Source organism: Streptomyces pristinaespiralis (assembly GCF_001278075.1).
Classification (GTDB): Bacteria; Actinomycetota; Actinomycetes; order Streptomycetales; family Streptomycetaceae; genus Streptomyces; species Streptomyces pristinaespiralis.
The window spans coordinates 5960180-5976842 of sequence record NZ_CP011340.1 but is presented as its reverse complement, the minus strand read 5'-3'; the positions used below and the strand labels follow the sequence as shown (position 1 = coordinate 5976842).

The window sequence follows — 16663 nt, the reverse complement described above, 5'->3', positions numbered from 1 at the left end:
AAGGATCCAGCACGGAGGTGAAAGGCCCCCAACCTCGGGTGGATGGGGGCCCTTGTACAGGGGGCGCGGATGGCTCTCGGACCCGCCGGCATCTGCATTGCGAGTTCGACCAGCCAAGCACGGCGGCACGGCATCGACCCGCAAGGCGGGAACTGATGAACCACCCGGCGAACCATCATGCCGAAGACAGCTGACTACGAGCTGTCTTGGACCGAGCAGACGTGCAGAGCGGCAGAACGAGTACGCGTCCGTGAGATCGATGACGACGAAAGCAGACGGCCGCTGCAGGTCCTCCGCTCTAGCTCGCGGAAGCTCCGGCCAGCATCTTGGCGATGAGCTCCGACTTGGCGTCGATCTTCGCGGAGTCGACCGAACTCAGCTCGCGAGCGACCTTGTCAGCCTTGCCACGCAGCTCCTGGAGCACCGTGGTGTCGCTGCTTTCGCCCACTAGCCCTGTCGTACCGACGTCTGCCAAGCGCTGAGCGAGTCGGCACGTCTCGGTGTCAGGTTCAAGCATCGTCAGCAGTGCGTAGAACTCGGCAAGCCGGTCGGTGTTCATCTGGGCATCCTTCCGCAGACTGGAGCAAAGCCACCATAGCCCTACATAGATCACGAAATTCGCGACCCCGCCATACGGCGTGTCTGCAGCGCCCAGCAATGACAGAGGCGCTGCCCCAGTGGCGAGACCATGCAGCTCAGCCGCTCCACCAGCGCCCCACCACTGTGCCGAGCAGAATGAACCGGCTGACATGGGCGGTGCGACAGAGCACCGCCCGGCACGCGTTTCACGCGCTGTCCTTCGCCCTGCGCCGCGTCAACGGCCGCCTCGCCAAGCACTACAGCACATTCACCCTCAGCGACGAGGCGTACGCCATGACCGCCGGCGGCCGGGCCCGCACCTGGTCCAGCAGGAGCATCGTGTCCTTCCAGGCGTTCAACCATCTGTACCGCGTCACAGTGCCCTCGCCGGCTCCCTGCTCGGCTCGCTCATACCGCCGCGCATCACCGGACTCGACTTCGCCATCACCGCTGGACGCCATCCGCGGCCGGCGCCACGACCTGCCCACTCCGGCCCTCGCCATGCCGGCCGCTCTCATCGCCCGCCTGCCCGCACCCGGACAGATACTGCTGACCGCCTTCGGCCTGTTCACCACCGCCCTGCGCGCCCGCCACTTCGCCGCTCGCACGAGGCCCATCCATGCCTGACACGCGCTACCTGATCGCTTGTCGCCGCCATCTGCTGCGCGATCACCTGGGCGCTGCGGGGTCTGCCGTTCACCGCCCTGACACCTCTGCGATCGAGCAATGCCGTGCTGTACCTCAGCACCCGCATGCCTGCCGGCGTGATGGTGATCCTCTGAGCGTCTTCGCCGGCACCGCCGTCTGCCTCGCCCTGTCAAGCGCGCGCTTCGCGCCTTGACCGGCGCCGAACCAGCGCCTGGCGAGCTCGCCCACCGGCCGGCGGCTGGGCGCGGCCCGCGCGCCAGCCGAGCGCTACAGCGGCGCTCCGAGCACCGCCACAAGACGACGAGCCATGCGCCACTACGCGGCCGCCCTCGATTTCAAGCCCGCAGCAAGCAGAGTTGTACCGCTGGGACGACGTCGCATGGAGCTGCGGGACCGCTGCGATCCCCAACCGTTGATCTCAGATTTCGCTACGGTCGCCGGTACGCAGATGGATCGACACCCGGCTCAGGGTCTCTCCTGAACGTCAGGTATGCCGGGCGCTCCGGATCGCCCACCCGCCAGAGGGCGAACAGCTCGAGGTCGTGCCTTGCGAAGCGGTTGAGGTACTGGAGGAAGAGCTCCAACTCTTCACCTGACAGCGGCTCATCGAGTCTCTCGTTGCGCACGCGCTCACGATACGGCCGCGGCCGTCAGGCTGCCGACGGGCGTTCGCACCGCTACAGGCTCCGAGCGTCCGTGGTTGACCGCTCAATCTGGCACGGATATGGCACGCGAGCACGCAGAGGCCAGAGAGTCAGTCGTGTCACGAACCAGGTTCGCGAATGCCGGGACCAAGGTCGGCAAAGACTGATACCGAAGGATGTCGTGTCGCACCGGCTGTCGCAAGGCCCGTACTTGCGTTCATGCCGGGCCGTCGCCACCCGTTATGGCAAGCGCTGCTACGTGCTTCTCGGGACCGCCACCGTAGCGAACCCCGGCCTTCCCGGTCCGCGCATGATCACCCGGGCAAGCCCTCGGGGCGTAGATTGAAACTACAGTATCTTCATGATTCGCCGCAGCAGTCGACCAAAGGTGCGAGCACGTTGCAGGATTGTCCGTCCATAACCATCGTGGTGGCCCGCAATCACACGGTTAGCTCGACTGAGGGATCGACCCCTCGCAGCTGCGGGGAAGCCACCAAAGGGTAAGCAAAATGATCATCGCGCTGAAAAACTCCCTCAAGGTCGCAATCGCAATCGCAATCATCTTGGCAGCGTTCGCCGCTATTTCCCCCGTCGTTTCCAGCGCACCCGCTGTCGCGGCACCGAGCTGGTGCGCGGATCCACCGTGCCCGGCCTCCTCTCGTCCCACCGTCCCATCGGCCCCCCCGGGTTACCCAACGGCAGACCAACAGGGGAACGCTCCGCAACCGGCTCCGCAGATCGGTCGTCGTTGAAACACCGGATGCCGGCCTGGCTGGCAGCCGTGGCACTGAACAGGCACCGTGGCGAATGTGGGCTCCAGTACGTCAGCCTCTCGCCTCACCGTTTCTCCCCCTATTGTTTTTTGGACGCGAGACCGCGGCTTACTTCTGGACTAAAAGGAGATTTTCATGATGGGCGCGTTTGGGCCAACTCGGGCCCCATCGTCGACATAGACGCCGAGGACCTTTCCTTCAACGGGGGAAGGAACCTCAAATCTGACCTTTACCGTCTCCAGATCGAACAGCGGCTGATTCTTCCAAACGCGGTCACCTGCCCCCACGGACAGATGAACGAAGAGTTGGAATTCGTCCCACTGTCCGTCTTCCACCCACCCCGGTCTAACTGCCGTGACCACAGTGGTTTGCGCCATCAGTTGCCTCCGAGAAGCCTTCACGATCATGCCTGACATACGGTCGCACGTGGATAGGTCCCCTGCCCGTAAGAACCTGGGCCCGCCCAGAACGTGTCGCATCGCTCAGCGACGGTCCCCCCACAACGGCTGTTTCTGCCCGATGCGGCGGGCGCACTGTCCTGATGGGCTCCACCCAGACGGGGTTCGTGCTGCCGTACGGCATCAGCACACCGGTACCAACCGGCAGCACCCCACCGCGCTCGATCAAACCCGCTGGCGGATGCCTGCCTCACCGCAAGCCCGCAGACGACAACGCGGTTGATGGAGTCTTATGACCGAGTCCGAAGCTGTCAGAGGTCTTCGCCGGCGGCTTCGATGTCTTCCATGATGATTATGGAAGTCGCGCTCGGCCTGGCAGCAGGAAGCGGCGAAGTACACGCGTCCAGCGTCGGTAAGTCCGCAATTCAAGAGGCCCATGGTGAGGAACACGGCATCGTTCCAGTAGCAGTGTGGTCCTTCAGCCACTGCTGCAGCGTGTCGGTGTCGTGCGTAGCTTCCCAGACAGGTCGGGCCGGTTCGATCGTGAATGCGATGCGGACTGATCGTCTTGTCCGATGGCGGTGGAGGTTGCTCGTTCGGCGTCCGAAGTTTCGGGGAACGGGAACAGGCCGGCGGCGGGGGCGAGGTGACCGGCGACGGGGCAGGCGGCCAGGTCGCCCGAGGCGGCGATATCCTGGCCCGGCAGCGTGGTGCGCCTTGGCAGCGTTCAGGGAAGCTTCTACTCACTCCGCCTGGACGATCCGACCCGTGAGCCTTTCGGCTCGCAAGCGCTGGCAGGCATCCCTGTCTCGCGCGTAACTGGTACGACGCCTCTCCCCCGCTCCCGCGGCTGAGAAACGAACAAGGCCCAGGCTCCCCGGTTCTGTACCGGTGACCTGGGCCTTCGTCGTGCTTCGCACTGGTGGGCGCGGACGGTTTCGAACCGCCGACATCTGCTTTGTAAGAGCAGCGCTCTACCCCTGAGCTACGCACCCGTGGATGAGGCCACAGCCTACATGGCGCATCCCCCGCAGCTCCAAACCGCTGCCCGGCCCCTCTGCTCCCTCGGGCCCGCCCTCCGCCCCGCCCACTCGGCACCCCGATCCCCCGCCCTCGCCCCACGCCCCACGCCCCGACCGCCTCCCGCCGACACCGCGCCCCATCCCGCCCCGCCCCGCGTACGGGGGATAGCCCCACCAGGGAGACGGTGGGCGGCCGGATCGATCGGGGGCGGGTGCGCTCGTAGGGTGAAGGAACATCACGCAGAGCTATCTGCACAGCTACCTGGGGGAAAGATCGCCATGACAAGCGGACTCCGTCGTCATCACCGCCGTGCGGTCCGGGGCGGCGTCGCCGCCTGCGGGGTCGTGCTGCTCGCGGTCGGCCTCTCCGGGTGCGGCAGCGCGGACGCCAGTGAGGCGCCCGTCGAGAAGAAGTCGTTCGCGCTCAGCGGGAAGACGCTGACCATCGCCTCCGACAACACCGACATCGAGCTCGTGCCGGCCGATGTCGACGAGGTGGAGGTGACCCGGCAGGTCGACGGCTGGGTGTTCCTCGGCAGCGGGCCGGACGCCTCCTGGAAGATGGCGGACGGGAAGCTCACCCTCAAGGTGAAGTGCGACGCCATCGCCAGCGACTGCGTGGCCCGGCACACCGTGAAGGTGCCCCGTGGCACCTCCGTGACCGTCGACGACGGCAACGGGAGCGTGACGGCGAGCGGGTTCGACACGGCGTTGAAGCTCCGTTCGGACAACGGCAGCGTCAAGGTCACGGACTCCAGCGGGGCGCTCGAGCTGGACAGCGAGAACGGCAGCGTCGTCGCCGAAGGGGTGACCGGGAAGAACGTCGTCGCCACATCGGACAACGGGTCCGTGCGGCTCGAGCTCGCCGCGGTGCCCGACCGGGTCGAGACCCACAGCGACAACGGGCGGGTCGAGATCACGCTGCCCGGCGCCGGCGCGCCGTACGCGGTGGACGCCAAGAGCGACAACGGGGACGTCGACGTCGCCGTGCCGACCGACGACAACAGCGCCCGCGTCGTCAAGGCCCGCAGCGACAACGGCGAAGTCGTGGTGCGCAGCGCGAACTGACAGGCCCGTGTGTTCGTCCTTACCTGGTGGGAGAATTAAGCGGACCGGGACCGGGCAGGGCGGACACAGCACGGGAGAGGGATGTGACGGCGAGAGACGCACGGCCGCACGACAAGGCACGAGCGACCGCCGTCAGGGGTGTGCGGGGTGACGTCCGAAGCGTTCTGGCGCTGGTGCTCGTCCCGCTTCCGCTGTTCGCCGCCGTCGCGGCCGTGCTGCCCGCCGCCTTCGCGGGGGGCGGGGGGACCCGGCGCTGGTTCGGCGGCCGGGGCGAGAGTCAGCGGGCGGACGCACAGGCCGCCAAGGACGCCGCCGCGGCGGCGTTCTACGAGTTGGACACGGCGCAGCGGGATCTGCGGATCTCCATCGAGACGATCACGGCGGTGGACAGCTCGCCCGAGGCGCGCCGCGCCGTGGAGGGGTTCGCCGCGCTCGGGCGGCGCATCGACGAGGTGAGCCACGCCTACATCACGGCCGTGGACGCGCACGATCTGGACCGGGACGACCTGGACGTGTCCGTCGCCGCGCAGGCGCGTACGCAGCTGACCCGGGCCAAGGACGAGCTCGTACGGGTCAAGGGGGAGCTCGACCGGTTCGAGCAGGGCCTCGGAACGTTGCTCGACAAGGCGGAGACGCAGCTGGCCCGGCTGGCACCCGCCGTGGAGCGGGCGCGACAGGCGCTCCTTTCTGCGAGCAATGCTCTCGATTCGGTACGCGGCTCCGGTTTGCGGGCGGACGATCTCGCGGCGCGTCTCGCCCGCCTCGCGCCGGAGCTGACGAAGCTCAACGAAGGCGCCGGGCGGCACGGCGTCCCCGAGACACTGCAGCGCGCCGACCGCGTGCTGCGCGACGCCGAGGCCGTACGGACGGAGGCGGAGCGGCTCCCCGAGCGCGCGGCGGAGATCGACAAACGCCTGGTGTCGCTGCGCACCCGCGCCCAGGCCCTGACCACCCGCTCCGCCCAGGTCGAGCCCGTGCTCAGCGAGCTGCGCCGCCGGTTCACCGCGGCCTGCTGGCAGGACCTCCAGCCCGTGCCCGAGCAGGCGGCCGTCAGCGTGCGCCAGGCCGAGGAGAAGCTGAGGGAGGCCGGCAAGGCACGCGAGGAGCAGCGCTGGCCGGACGCCACGGCCCTGCTCGGCACGGTGCGTGCCCTGCTGAACTCGACGGACGAGGCGGTCTCCGCGGCCGGTGACCGGCTCCGGCGTCTCAACGCCGTGGCCAAGGACCCGCAGGAGGAGATCGAGCGGACCCGTTTCGCGATCCGTGACGCCCAACGCCTCGCGATGACGGGCCGCAACACCCCCGATCCGCGCCACGCACGCCCCTTGGACGATTCCGTCGCCCGGCTGGAGCGGGCCGTCGCCGGGCTCGAGGGCAGGCACCCCGACTACTGGCACTTCCTCACCGAGACGGAAGCGGTACGGCGCACGGTCCAACGCGTGGTCGACCAGATCCGGGAGGAGCGCGGCGCCGGCGCCGCCTGACCGGACGCGGGGCAGGGGAGAAGGGTCGGGTCGGCGAGCCGCGCTTCGCCACCCGCCCCCCGCCCCCGCCCCCGCCCTCGCCCTCGCCCTCCGCCCTCGCGCGACATCGCTGCGGACCGCGCAGCGCCCGCACTACGGCCCGGCCGGCATCGCGCAGCCGCCACCCGTGCGGCGCCTGCACGCCGGCCCCGCATCGCGCAGCCGCCGCCTGGCTTGTCCGCCTTCGTCCCGCGGCGGATCCTGGTGGAGTCGGTGTCCGCGTACGTACGCGAAGGAGGCCGGGATGGCCGCACACGTGCTGCGCTCCAGGAGCGTGGGCCGGGTCAGGCGCCGCATCACACTGGACGAGCATCTGCCCGTCGATCACCGCCTCAGCCGGTTCTACCGGGTGGGGGCGGGGATCATGGGCCTGGTCCTGGTCGCCTTCGGGATCCTCGGGCTCATCGACCGGATCGGCTTCTTCGACACCCGCGGCGACACCGTCGCCGGCCTGAACACCAACGGGGCGCTGAGCGTCCTGTCGATCGCCGTGGGGCTGCTGCTCTTCGTCGGCATGGTGATCGGCGGCAACTTCGCCTCGACGGTGAACATGGTCCTCGGCATCCTCTTCATCCTCAGCGGCTTCGTGAACCTCGCGCTGCTCGACCGGAGTTTCAACCCCCTCGCGTTCCGCATCCAGAACGTGATGTTCAGCTTCGTGGTCGGCGTGCTGCTGATGTTCTTCGGCATGTACGGGCGGGTCAGCGCGTCGCTGCCGCACGACAATCCGTACTGGCGGGCCCGCCACCCCGATCAGTCCGAGCGTGAGCTGCGCGCGAGCCGCCGCCGGGCGGAGCTCGCGGCGATGCAGCCCTTGGCCCCCCGGCCTTCCGGTCCCGGCACGGCCGCCGGCGCCTCCCCCGGCGGTGTTCGGGGCACCCGGGGCATCCGTGCGGCGATCGCTCGCCGCCTGCTCTCCCGCAAGCCGCGCGCACGCCGCTAGCCTTACGGGCATGCCTCGTTATGAATTCCGCTGCCGGACCTGCGGCGACACCTTCGAAGTGAACCGCCCCATGGCCGAGTCCTCCGCGCCCGCGAACTGCCCCGAGGGCCACGACGACACCGTGAAGCTCCTGTCCGCGGTCGCAGTCGGCGGCACGAAGTCCGCGGCACCCGCACCGAGCGGCGGCGGTGGCGGGGGCTGCTGCGGAGGCGGCTGCTGCGGCTGACCCGGCGGGCGCCCTCGCCCGGACCCGGCCCGCCCCGGCAACGGCAACGGCAACGGCAACGACCCCGGCGACGGCGCGATGGCCGGGCGGACCACACGGACCCGCCCGGCCACACGCCCCACCCCCGGCCAGGAGGGACGAGCAGCCCCTCACGACCCGAGGTAGCGCAGTACCGCCAGCACCCGCCGTGAGTAGCCGGTCGTCCCCGTCAGCTCCAGCTTCTCGAAGATCGCGTTGATGTGTTTCTCGACCGCGCTCTGCGAGACGTGGAGGCGGCCGGCGATGGCGGCGTTGGTGTGGCCCTCCGCCATCTCGGCCAGGACGTCGCGTTCCCGCGCGGTCAGCCGTGACAAGGGGTCGCCGCGGGTACTGCGCGCCAGCAGCTGCCGTACGACCTCGGGGTCGAACGCGGCCTGCCCCCGGCCCACCCGCTCCAGCGCGTCGAGGAACTCGTCGACCTGGACGACGCGGTCCTTCAGCAGATAGCCCACTCCCCCGTCATCGGCCGTGAGGAGCTCGGTCGCGTACCGCTTCTCGACGTACTGGGACAGCACCAGCACCCCGACCCGCGGTCTGTTCCGCCGGATCTCGAGGGCGGCGCGCAGTCCTTCGTCGGTGTGGGTGGGCGGCATGCGGACGTCGGCGATCACGACGTCCGGCGGTGACGCGTCCACGGCCGCCAGCAGCGCGGTGGCATCCCCGACGGCGGCCAGCACCTCGTGGCCCTCCTCCGCGAGCAGTCGCACCAGTCCCTCCCGCAGCAGGGTGGAGTCCTCGGCAAGGATCAGACGCACGGCAGCTCCGCGGTGACGGTGGTGGGGCCGCCGGCCGGGCTGTCGACCCGGAAGCGGCCGTCGAGTGCGGCGACCCGGCTCGCCAGACCGGTCAGTCCGCCGCCGGCGGGGTCCGCGCCGCCCACTCCGTCGTCCTCGACGCGCAGCGCGAGCCTCGGGCCGTCGCGGCGCAGCGTGACGGTGATGCGGGTGGCGCCCGCGTGCTTCACGACGTTGGTGACGGTCTCGCAGACGACGAAGTACGCCACGGTCTCGACCTGCCGGGACCGGGGCGGCTCCGGGACCTCGTACGTGAGGTGGACGGGCAGCGGGGTGCGTTCGGCGACGGTTTCCAGGGCGGCGCGCAGTCCCGCCTCGTCCAGCACGGTCGGGTAGATGCGCCAGGCGACGTCGCGCAGTTCGGCGAGGGCGCGGCGGCTCTCCTCGTGGGCCTGGAGGAGGAGTTGGGCGGCGCGGTCCGGGTCGCGGCTGCGGCGGGCACGGCCGAGGAGCATGCCGAGGGCGACGAGCCGCTGCTGGACGCCGTCGTGGAGGTCGCGTTCGATGCGGCGGCGTTCGCCGTCGACCGCGTCCATCATCCCGGCGCGGGTGGTGGCGAGTTGGGCGATGCGGCGTTCCAGTTCGTCGTGGTGGCTCGGGCCGAGGAGCCGGCGGGCCAGGTGGCCTTCCAGCAGGGCGAGTCCGAAGACGCTCTGGCCGGCGAGGAAGACGAGGAACAGTCCGAGCAGACCGGTCCCGGCGACCGCCCACGGGTATTCGATGTCGTCGACGGTCCAGCCGAGCGCGGCGTATCCGGCGTACAGAAGGCCGAGCAGCACGCAGAAGACCACGAGTCCGCCGAGGAGCCCCAGCGGCCAGCGGGCGACGACGTACCGCACGGCGTGTCCGCTGCTGTACGAGGAGGAGATGCGCGCCCCGAGGAAACGGCCGAGCCGGCGTCGCTCGAGGTGGGCGAGACGGGCGGCGACGTCGCCCAGCGGCTGCCGCACCGCGCGCCGGCCGTGCGGCCAGGCGAGCACCAGCAGCAGGGCGAGTCCCCCGAGCAGGGCGAAGATCAGCTCCACCACGGCGGTCAGCGTGCCGAGGAGGAGACCCGCCGCGTACTGGGTGCCCCGCACCGCCAATGCCTTCATGATCCGTCACGCTAACCGGTGCGGCCCTCCGGGCACACTGCGGAAAACCGCAGGATGGTGTGCGGTCGCCTTCAGGGTTCCTTCAGCTTCGCCTCCCTAGGGTTCGAGGCATGAGCAGCGGCATCGAAAGCAGCGCACCGGGCTGGGTCAACGGCCTGATGGAAACCCTCGGCGCACCGGGGGCGGGGATCGCCATCGCCTTGGAGAACCTGTTCCCTCCCCTGCCCAGCGAGGTGATCCTGCCGCTGGCGGGTTTCGCCGCGAGCAGCGGGCAGATGGGGCTCGTCGCCGTGCTGCTGTGGACGACGGCCGGGTCCGTGGCCGGTGCTCTGGCGCTGTACGGGATCGGGGCGCTGCTGGGGCGGGACCGTACGGTGGCGATCGCGGCCAGACTGCCCCTGCTGAAGGTCGCGGACATCGAGCGTACGGAGGCGTGGTTCGCCCGTCACGGGGCGAAGGCGGTGTTCTTCGGGCGGATGATCCCGGTCTTCCGGTCCCTCATCTCCGTGCCGGCCGGTGTGGAGCGGATGCCGTTGCCCCTGTTCCTGACGCTCACCACGCTCGGCAGCGCTATCTGGAACACGGTGTTCGTCCTCGCCGGTCACACGCTCGGCGAGAGGTGGGAGGACGTGACCGGTTATGTCTCCGCGTACTCGAAGGCGGTGCTGGTCGCCGCGGTGCTCGCCGTCCTGCTGTTCGCGGCCGTGCGGCTGCTCAGGCCGGGCGCCGGCTCCCGCCGGGGCTGAACCGCCCCGGCCGGGCGTGAGGACGGCCCGGCCGAGCCGAAGCCACCACCCGGCGGGCGCGGGCCGTGCCCGGGCCTGAATCGACACGCCGGGCGCGAGGTCACGACCCGGCCGGGCCTACACCCCCCGCCCGGCGCGGGATCAGGCCGGCGCCGAGCCCACGCCGCCCGCCGGAGGCGGGATGACGACGGAGTCGATGCCCTGCCGTTCGCGGCGGAACCGGCGGGCCTCCTGGCGCAGCAGGCGCAGGATCTCCTCGCCCGCCGCGACGCCCATCTGCGGCAGCGCGACCACGTGTTCGGCCCCCCAGCCGGCCTCCGCGAGCTCACCGTGTCCGGGCCGCCAGGCCCGGTCGGCGGCGAGCAGCAGGTCGGCGTCGAGGAGGGAGTCGCCCGCGGCCAGGGTCAGCCCGGCACCGGTACGGCGGGCGACCTCGCGCACGGCGGCGCTCTTGGTGAGGGGCCTCGGAACGACGTAGATCTTGCGGCCCTGGAGCGAGACGGTCCAGCCGCGGGCCTCCGCCCACACGCCGAGTTCCCTGACCCAGTCCTCCGGCAGCAGTTGCCGCTCGACGACGAGGTACGCGAACAGGTCCTCCGCGACGCGTTCCTTGCGCAGCCAGGCCGGGTCCGCGGTCCTGTTCAGATGGGCCCGGATCTCGTCGAGGGGCGCGCACTCGGCGGCGAGCCGGGCGGCGACCGCCTCCCGCCAGTCGCGGTCGCTGATGCCGTCGACGAGCAGATGTCCGCCGTTGGCGCAGATCGCGTACTTGGGCGGCAGGCCGGGCAGGCTGATGCGCTGGTACTGCTTGCGGGTGCGGGTCGTCGTCGGTACGAAGACGGTGTCCTGGGCGAGCTTCGTCAGCAGCCCCGCCGCCCGCTCCGTCATGTACGACAGGGGCTTGTGCTCGTGCACCTCGACGCAGAGCAGCCGGGGTGCGACGGCGTCCGGCATGCCGAGGCCGAGCGCCGCGTTCGAGTAGATGAGGGTGCGGTCGAGGTCGCTGGCGACGAGACAGAGGGGCGGCGCGGAGCGCCCCGCTGAAAGGGCGGTGGGGGGAGACGGGTGGGCGGTCACTTGGCCACCGCCCTGCCGTCGGCGCCCGTGGCGCCACGGGTGTACTTGGGGTGGATCAACCCGACGCAGCTGTAGGGCAGTTCGTCGACCTCCTCGACCGGTACGCCGCGCTGCTCGGCGAGCAGCCGTACGTGGTCGAGGTCGGCGCCGGCTCCGCGGCCGGCGAGGATCTTCCAGGGGACGCGGCGCAGCAGGACGCGGGTCGTCTCACCGACTCCGGGCTTGACGAGGTTGACGTCGTGGATGCCGTACTCCTCGCTGATCCGCTCCACGGCGCCCCAGCCCTCCCAGGTGGGGGTGCGGTCCGCGGACAGCAGTTCCTTGACGTCGGCGTCGACGGCGGGCATGACCTCGTCGAAGCGTGCTGCGACGGTGTCGAGGAAGTGGCCGGAGACGTCGGAGCCGGCGAGTTCGCGGTAGAACTTCGCGCCGTGGAAGTCGTCGGGACCGACCAGGTCCGCCCGCAGGACGGTGCGCGATATCAGGCCGGAGACCGTGGAGTTCAGGCAGGCGGAGGGGATGAGGAAGTCCTCGCGGGTGCCGTAGGTGCGCACACAGCCGCCGGGGTCGGCGAGGACGGCGATCTCGGGGTCGAAGCCGGGGAAGTCCCGCAGGGCCTCCGCCAGTTCGCGGGTGATGGCGCCCTTGCCGGTCCAGCCGTCGACGAAGACGACGTCGGCCGGGTCGTGGTTCTCGGCGAGCCAGCGCAGGGCGTTGGCGTCGATGCCCCGGCCGCGCACGATGGAGACGGCGTAGTGGGGCAGGTCCAGGCCGTGCCGGTGCTGGGCCCAGCGGCGCATCAGCACACCGACGGGGGTGCCGGCGCGGGCCAGGGAGACGAGCACGGGGCGCGGTGTCCGCTCGGCGAGGACGGTGTCGGTGACGGTTCCGACGGCGCGGGCGATGCGGGCGGCGGAGGCGGTGAGCGCGGCCTCGAAGAGCTGCTGGTACTGCTCGTCGGGCTGGTACTCGACGGGCAGCGACTCCGCGTAGTGCGCGCCGCCGCTCTGGATGGCTTCCTCGCGCTCCTCCGTGGGTGCCTCGAGCTCCACCTCCGAGAGGTCCTGGAGCAGCCAGCCGACCTCCTCGGGCGCGTAGGAGGAGAAGTCGGGTCCGCGGAGCGGCTGGGGCAGCATGGAGGGCCTTTCAGGTCCTTCGGGCGCGTGGTGGTCCGGTGCGTGGCCGGGGAGTGCCGGTACGTAGCTGGGGACGACGGCGAGCACGACGTGCCCGGTGTGGGCGGCGAGCTGGGCCAGCAGGCCGTCGGGGGCGTGCAGCCGGTCGGTGTCGGCGGTCGAGTCGACGACGGCGACGACGGCGTCGAAGCCGGCGCCGGCCACGTTGTACGCGTAGCGCTCGCCCGGTCCGTCGGCCGGGTCGTCGTGGGCGGGGAAGACGAGCCGGGTGCGTATCGCGTAGCCGGGGTCGTCGACGGCGAGGACGGGCGAGCGGGTGGTGGTGGAGTAGTACACCTCGGTGCGGGCCTGCGCGCAGACCGTTTCCGCCGGCGCATCGTGGGCGGTGCCGGCGTGGGTGTTCTGCTGGAGGGCCGCGGCCAGCCGCAGCGGCGCGTACATGAGCTCCTCGTTGCCGAGGACCAGGACCCTGCGGGTTCCGCCCGTGTCCCGGCCGGCCGGGACGCTCCTGAGGGCGTCGGATATCCGCGCCGCCATGCCGGGCAGCGCGGCTTCCAGCGCCGTGCGGTGCTCGGGCGTGAAGCCGTGCCGGCCTCCGTCGGGGACGCCGGCGGGCCACTCGAGGTCGACCCGCGTGTGCCGGGGCGCACCGGCGCCCGCGGTGACGGGCGTGACACCGGCGTCCGGCGGTGCCTGCTGGTGCGCCGCGACGAGGGCCTGGCCCTTCTCCAGGACGCCGTCGGGGAGGCGGACGGTGCCGGAGGCCATGGCCACCAGGTCGACGCGGGCGCCGATCTCCTCGGCGAAGGCGTCCAGCCGGCCCATGTCGGCCGCGGAACGCATGTCGACCAGGGCCACGACCACGTACCGCTCGCGCGGGTAGCGGGCGTGCAGGTCGCGGATGGTGTTGAGGACGGTGTTGCCCGTGGAGAACTCGTCGTCGACGAGGACCAGCGGGCCCGGCCCGCCCAGCAGGTCGGGGTCCTCGGGCAGCAGCAGGTGGGAGGTCGCGTGCGAGTGGGACTCCTCGAAGCCGCCCGCGGTGGCGACGCCCTCGACGGGGCGGCGCGTGGAGTGCAGGTAGGGGGCGAGGCCGATGCCGTCCGCGACGGAGTGGCCCAGTCCGGTCGCGGTCTCCGCGTATCCGAGGACGACCGCGCGCCGGCACTCGTCCGCGCCGAGCAGGTCGCGGACCCGCAGGCCGAGGTCGTGTCCCGCGCGCCAGACCACCAGCGGCTGCTGCGGCACATGCTTGCCCAGCACGTTCGACACGAGCAGGTGGGCCCGCTTCGGGTTGCGGCGCAGGGCGAGGCCCAGCAGCTCCTGGAGTCCCTCGTCACCGACGAGGGAGACGCCCAGCCGCTCCGCGACCCAGCTTCCCGACCACACCACGTTCTCTTCGCCCCTCGTCGTCATCGGTCCCGTCGGCGTCATCAGTCGGTGAGCCCGGCCGCGAGCAGCTCCACGAAGCCGATGTCCTCCTTGGCCACGCCGAAAACCTCGGCGCGCAGAAGTGTCCGCTCGGCCCAGGCGCGGTGCGGCTTCACCTCGTTCATCTTGTTCGTGTACGCGGAGCGCAGCACCCCGCCGCCGCCGCGTTCCGGCCGCAGGATGTCCTGTGCGTCGCTGAACTCCTCGTGGCTGACCACGGACAGCGCGTGCACGGGCAGGACGTGGGAGGGGTGGATGCAGGTCTTGCCCATCAGGCCGTTGGCCCGGTCCAGCTCGATCTCGCGGAGCAGCCCGTCGAGGTCGTGCTCGATGAGCGTGGTGCGCAGCTCCTCGGCCCGGCCCTCGAGGAAGGGGCTGCGGCGCAGCTGCGGCTTGAACATGCGCTCCTGGGACCTGAAGTACTCCCACACCGGCCCGGTGATGGTGAAGCCCGTGCCGTCGGAACGGCCGAGCACGTTGACCACGTCGGCGATCACGGACGTCACGATCCGCACGTCGTACGCGGTCATGTCGGGCGAGCGGCGCAGCCCGTACGCGGAGCAGAAGTCGGTGACGCCGAGGCGCAGGGCGAGGACCCGGTCGCGGTACTTGTCGACGGTGCGCGCGATGCCGGTCAGCGCCTCCGTCCTGGTCTCCAGGTGCAGCAGCTCGGGCGATTCCAGGACGGGCATCGCGAACAGCCGCCGGCCGCCGGCCGCCTCCGCGGTCACGATGGCCTCGAGGAACGGCACGCCGCGCTCGTCCGTGAACTTCGGCAGTACGAATCCGGACAGCAGCCGTCCCGACGGCCCCAGGCGCCTCACGAGGTCCGGGATCTGCTCGGGCGTGCGGACCCGGATGAAGAGCAGCGGCACTTCCACGCCGCGCGCGTCGAGGTCGGCGAACTGCCGGACGAGGTTCGCCTCGCCGTCGACGACCTCGGCGTCATCGATGGAATCCTCCAGGCACAGCACCATGGAGACGACTCCGCGCGCCGCCTGCTTGAGCACGTCGTCGGCCAGCTTCGGCCGGGTGGCCGGGCTGTAGAGCGTGGCTCCCAGCGCGGCCGCCAGGGTCCGGGCCGCCGAGTCCGCGCCGAAGTCGCACGGCTCCTGGTGGAACAGCCTCGCCCTCGCCGCGGGCGGGATGTGCCCGAAATGACGCATAAAAGATCCCCCGTACTGCCGCTTCGGGCCTGACAACATGTGGCCGGTAATAGTACGTAAGCACAGGTGTCGACAGTTCCCCAAGTGCATGAACTCCAGGTAACTCGTCCGCTTCTCGACCCTGCCGTACGGGTGGCCGCGCCGGGTGCGGCACGTGCCGGAACCGGGCCCCGCGTTGTCCCGGGGCCCCTCGGCCAGGCAGGATGACCGGTATGACGCACGCGATGCTGAAGGGCTCGAACGTCCCTCTCGATGCCACGGCCGTACGGGCCGTGCTGCGCTGGACGCCGGGCGCGGCGGTCCCCGACGTCGACGCTTCCGCCCTGCTGCTCGGCGGTGACGGCCGCGTGCGCTCCGACGAGGACTTCGTCTTCTACAACCAGCCACGGCACCCGTCCGGGCTGGTGCGGCGGCTGCCGAAGAAGCACGTCGGCGACCACCTGACGGACACGGTCGAGGCCGACCTGGCGGCGCTGGACCCGTCGGTGGACCAGGTGGTGATCGCGGCGTCCTCGGACGGCGGCACCTTCGAGCACGTACGTGACCTGCGGATACTTCTCCACGACGCCGCCGCGCCGGCGGGCGGTGAGCCGCTGGCCGTCTTCGATGTGAAGCCGGAGACCGGCGAGGAGACGGCGATCATCTGCGGTGAGCTGTACCGACGCGGCGACGGCTGGAAGTTCCGCGCGGTGGCGCAGGGCTATCCGACAGGGCTGGTGGGGCTCGCGACGGCGTTCGGGATCTCGGTGGAGGAGGCGGAGGCGGAGGCGTCTGCAGCACCCGCGGCGCCTGCTGAGCCTTCCGCGCCGGATGTGCAGGCCGCGCCGTCGTACGGCTATCCGCCGTCGGACGTGACGCAGCCCGCGCCCGCGTACGTCCCGGCACCGCCGCAGCCGTCGTACGGCTATCCGCAGCCGGCCGCGGCTGCGGCGTACGCCCCCGACCCGAGCTTCCGCCTGCCGCCGATGGGGCCGCAGTTCCAGCGCCCGTGACGCGGGCGCTCCGGCGCGCGTGGCCCGCCACCGGGTCCGGGAACCCGGGTCCCGTCCGACGCCCGGGCCGGCCTCCCGGTCCGGGCGCGCGGCTCTGCCACGCGGCCCGCGCCTCCATCGCCGGCGAGGCTGAAAACTGACCCGGCAGGACCGGACACCCCCGGCCCGGGCGCGGCCGCTGCCCCGAAGCCGACGCGTCATCGCCCGCGGCTGAAAATGCCCCCTGCGACCGGCCTCCCGGCCCCGTCGCGAGGCCGCCCCCCGAAGCGCTCACCCCGCGGCCCGGCGAGGCCGGAACCGGCCCCCGCCGGGCAGGCCGCCTCGTGCCACCTCGGGCGGGGGCAGGACCGCGCGCCCCGGACAG

General features: G+C 71.2%; 15 protein-coding genes and 1 tRNA gene. 7 read left to right on the top strand and 9 right to left on the bottom strand.

The window, feature by feature from the left end; genetic code table 11:
• Nucleotides 1–298: 298 nt before the first annotated feature.
• The gene (locus SPRI_RS25440) at nucleotides 299–559 is read right to left on the bottom strand and encodes a hypothetical protein (protein ID WP_037774771.1); all 261 of its coding nucleotides are present in this window, start codon (nucleotides 557–559) and stop codon (nucleotides 299–301) included.
• Nucleotides 560–735: 176 nt separating this feature from the next.
• Here SPRI_RS25440 and SPRI_RS25435 point away from each other — a divergent pair, with 176 nt between their 5' ends.
• On the top strand, nucleotides 736–1206 hold the full coding sequence (locus SPRI_RS25435) for a hypothetical protein (protein WP_050791568.1): 471 nt from the start codon (nucleotides 736–738) through the stop codon (nucleotides 1204–1206).
• A gap of 449 nt (nucleotides 1207–1655) precedes the next feature.
• On the opposite strand, the gene SPRI_RS25430 is transcribed toward SPRI_RS25435, so the two are convergent.
• The 3 genes from SPRI_RS25430 to SPRI_RS25425 form a co-directional block, all read right to left on the bottom strand.
• Nucleotides 1656–1853, bottom strand: a complete 198-nt coding sequence (locus SPRI_RS25430) for a hypothetical protein (RefSeq protein ID WP_005318179.1) — start codon at nucleotides 1851–1853, stop codon at nucleotides 1656–1658.
• A gap of 910 nt (nucleotides 1854–2763) precedes the next feature.
• Entirely contained in the window at nucleotides 2764–3021 is a 258-nt protein-coding gene (locus tag SPRI_RS39990) for a biotin/lipoyl-containing protein (protein WP_359816417.1), read from the bottom strand.
• A gap of 941 nt (nucleotides 3022–3962) precedes the next feature.
• Nucleotides 3963–4037: transfer RNA gene (locus SPRI_RS25425), tRNA-Val, on the bottom strand.
• Between the two features lie 306 nt (nucleotides 4038–4343).
• Here SPRI_RS25425 and SPRI_RS25420 point away from each other — a divergent pair.
• From SPRI_RS25420 to SPRI_RS25405, 4 genes are all read left to right on the top strand, one after another.
• Nucleotides 4344–5132 (top strand): DUF4097 family beta strand repeat-containing protein, encoded by a 789-nt coding sequence (locus SPRI_RS25420; protein ID WP_005318177.1) that lies wholly within the window; start codon nucleotides 4344–4346, stop codon nucleotides 5130–5132.
• Nucleotides 5133–5215: 83 nt separating this feature from the next.
• Entirely contained in the window at nucleotides 5216–6616 is a 1401-nt protein-coding gene (locus tag SPRI_RS25415) for a hypothetical protein (RefSeq protein WP_005318175.1), read from the top strand.
• Between the two features lie 283 nt (nucleotides 6617–6899).
• Nucleotides 6900–7598 (top strand): DUF4383 domain-containing protein, encoded by a 699-nt coding sequence (locus SPRI_RS25410; RefSeq protein WP_005318173.1) that lies wholly within the window; start codon nucleotides 6900–6902, stop codon nucleotides 7596–7598.
• Between the two features lie 10 nt (nucleotides 7599–7608).
• A complete protein-coding gene (locus SPRI_RS25405) occupies nucleotides 7609–7824 on the top strand; it encodes an FmdB family zinc ribbon protein (protein WP_005318171.1) in 216 nt (71 codons plus the stop codon).
• A 149-nt stretch (nucleotides 7825–7973) separates the two neighbouring features.
• On the opposite strand, the gene SPRI_RS25400 is transcribed toward SPRI_RS25405, so the two are convergent.
• On the bottom strand, nucleotides 7974–8618 hold the full coding sequence (locus SPRI_RS25400) for a response regulator transcription factor (RefSeq protein ID WP_005318169.1): 645 nt from the start codon (nucleotides 8616–8618) through the stop codon (nucleotides 7974–7976).
• Nucleotides 8609–9751, bottom strand: a complete 1143-nt coding sequence (locus tag SPRI_RS25395; RefSeq protein WP_005318168.1) for a sensor histidine kinase — start codon at nucleotides 9749–9751, stop codon at nucleotides 8609–8611. The genes SPRI_RS25400 and SPRI_RS25395 overlap by 10 nt, the downstream gene beginning before the upstream one ends.
• Nucleotides 9752–9861: 110 nt before the next feature.
• Between SPRI_RS25395 and SPRI_RS25390 the strand changes: the two genes are divergently transcribed.
• Nucleotides 9862–10497 carry a DedA family protein gene (locus tag SPRI_RS25390; RefSeq protein WP_053557343.1) on the top strand — a complete coding sequence of 212 codons (636 nt, stop codon included), beginning with the start codon at nucleotides 9862–9864 and terminating at the stop codon, nucleotides 10495–10497.
• Nucleotides 10498–10638: 141 nt separating this feature from the next.
• Here SPRI_RS25390 and SPRI_RS25385 read toward each other — a convergent pair whose 3' ends face one another.
• The 3 genes from SPRI_RS25385 to SPRI_RS25375 are packed head-to-tail and all read right to left on the bottom strand — an operon-like array spanning nucleotide 10639 to nucleotide 15307.
• Nucleotides 10639–11574: an HAD family hydrolase gene (locus SPRI_RS25385; RefSeq protein WP_005318165.1), complete on the bottom strand. Its 936-nt coding sequence runs from the start codon at nucleotides 11572–11574 to the stop codon at nucleotides 10639–10641.
• Nucleotides 11571–14126, bottom strand: a complete 2556-nt coding sequence (locus SPRI_RS25380; protein ID WP_037776874.1) for a phosphoribosyltransferase — start codon at nucleotides 14124–14126, stop codon at nucleotides 11571–11573. Before SPRI_RS25380 ends, SPRI_RS25385 begins: the two co-directional genes overlap by 4 nt.
• Before the next feature lie 17 nt (nucleotides 14127–14143).
• A complete protein-coding gene (locus SPRI_RS25375) occupies nucleotides 14144–15307 on the bottom strand; it encodes an HpcH/HpaI aldolase/citrate lyase family protein (protein ID WP_053557342.1) in 1164 nt (387 codons plus the stop codon).
• A 203-nt stretch (nucleotides 15308–15510) separates the two neighbouring features.
• On the opposite strand from SPRI_RS25375, the gene SPRI_RS25370 reads away from it, so the two are divergent.
• The gene (locus SPRI_RS25370) at nucleotides 15511–16299 is read left to right on the top strand and encodes a TerD family protein (protein WP_182327634.1); all 789 of its coding nucleotides are present in this window, start codon (nucleotides 15511–15513) and stop codon (nucleotides 16297–16299) included.
• Nucleotides 16300–16663: the final 364 nt, after the last annotated feature.

Bases quoted from the DNA above. Each gene is read 5' to 3' on its own strand.
- SPRI_RS25440 (WP_037774771.1), bottom strand. From the start codon at position 559: ATGAACACCGACCGGCTTGCCGAGTTCTACGCACTGCTGACGATGCTT.
- SPRI_RS25435 (WP_050791568.1), top strand. From the start codon at position 736: ATGAACCGGCTGACATGGGCGGTGCGACAGAGCACCGCCCGGCACGCG.
- SPRI_RS39990 (WP_359816417.1), bottom strand. From the start codon at position 3,021: ATGGCGCAAACCACTGTGGTCACGGCAGTTAGACCGGGGTGGGTGGAA.
- SPRI_RS25420 (WP_005318177.1), top strand. From the start codon at position 4,344: ATGACAAGCGGACTCCGTCGTCATCACCGCCGTGCGGTCCGGGGCGGC.
- SPRI_RS25410 (WP_005318173.1), top strand. From the start codon at position 6,900: ATGGCCGCACACGTGCTGCGCTCCAGGAGCGTGGGCCGGGTCAGGCGC.
- SPRI_RS25405 (WP_005318171.1), top strand. From the start codon at position 7,609: ATGCCTCGTTATGAATTCCGCTGCCGGACCTGCGGCGACACCTTCGAA.
- SPRI_RS25395 (WP_005318168.1), bottom strand. From the start codon at position 9,751: ATGAAGGCATTGGCGGTGCGGGGCACCCAGTACGCGGCGGGTCTCCTC.
- SPRI_RS25390 (WP_053557343.1), top strand. From the start codon at position 9,862: ATGAGCAGCGGCATCGAAAGCAGCGCACCGGGCTGGGTCAACGGCCTG.
- SPRI_RS25380 (WP_037776874.1), bottom strand. From the start codon at position 14,126: ATGACGACGAGGGGCGAAGAGAACGTGGTGTGGTCGGGAAGCTGGGTC.
- SPRI_RS25375 (WP_053557342.1), bottom strand. From the start codon at position 15,307: ATGCGTCATTTCGGGCACATCCCGCCCGCGGCGAGGGCGAGGCTGTTC.
- SPRI_RS25370 (WP_182327634.1), top strand. From the start codon at position 15,511: ATGACCGGTATGACGCACGCGATGCTGAAGGGCTCGAACGTCCCTCTC.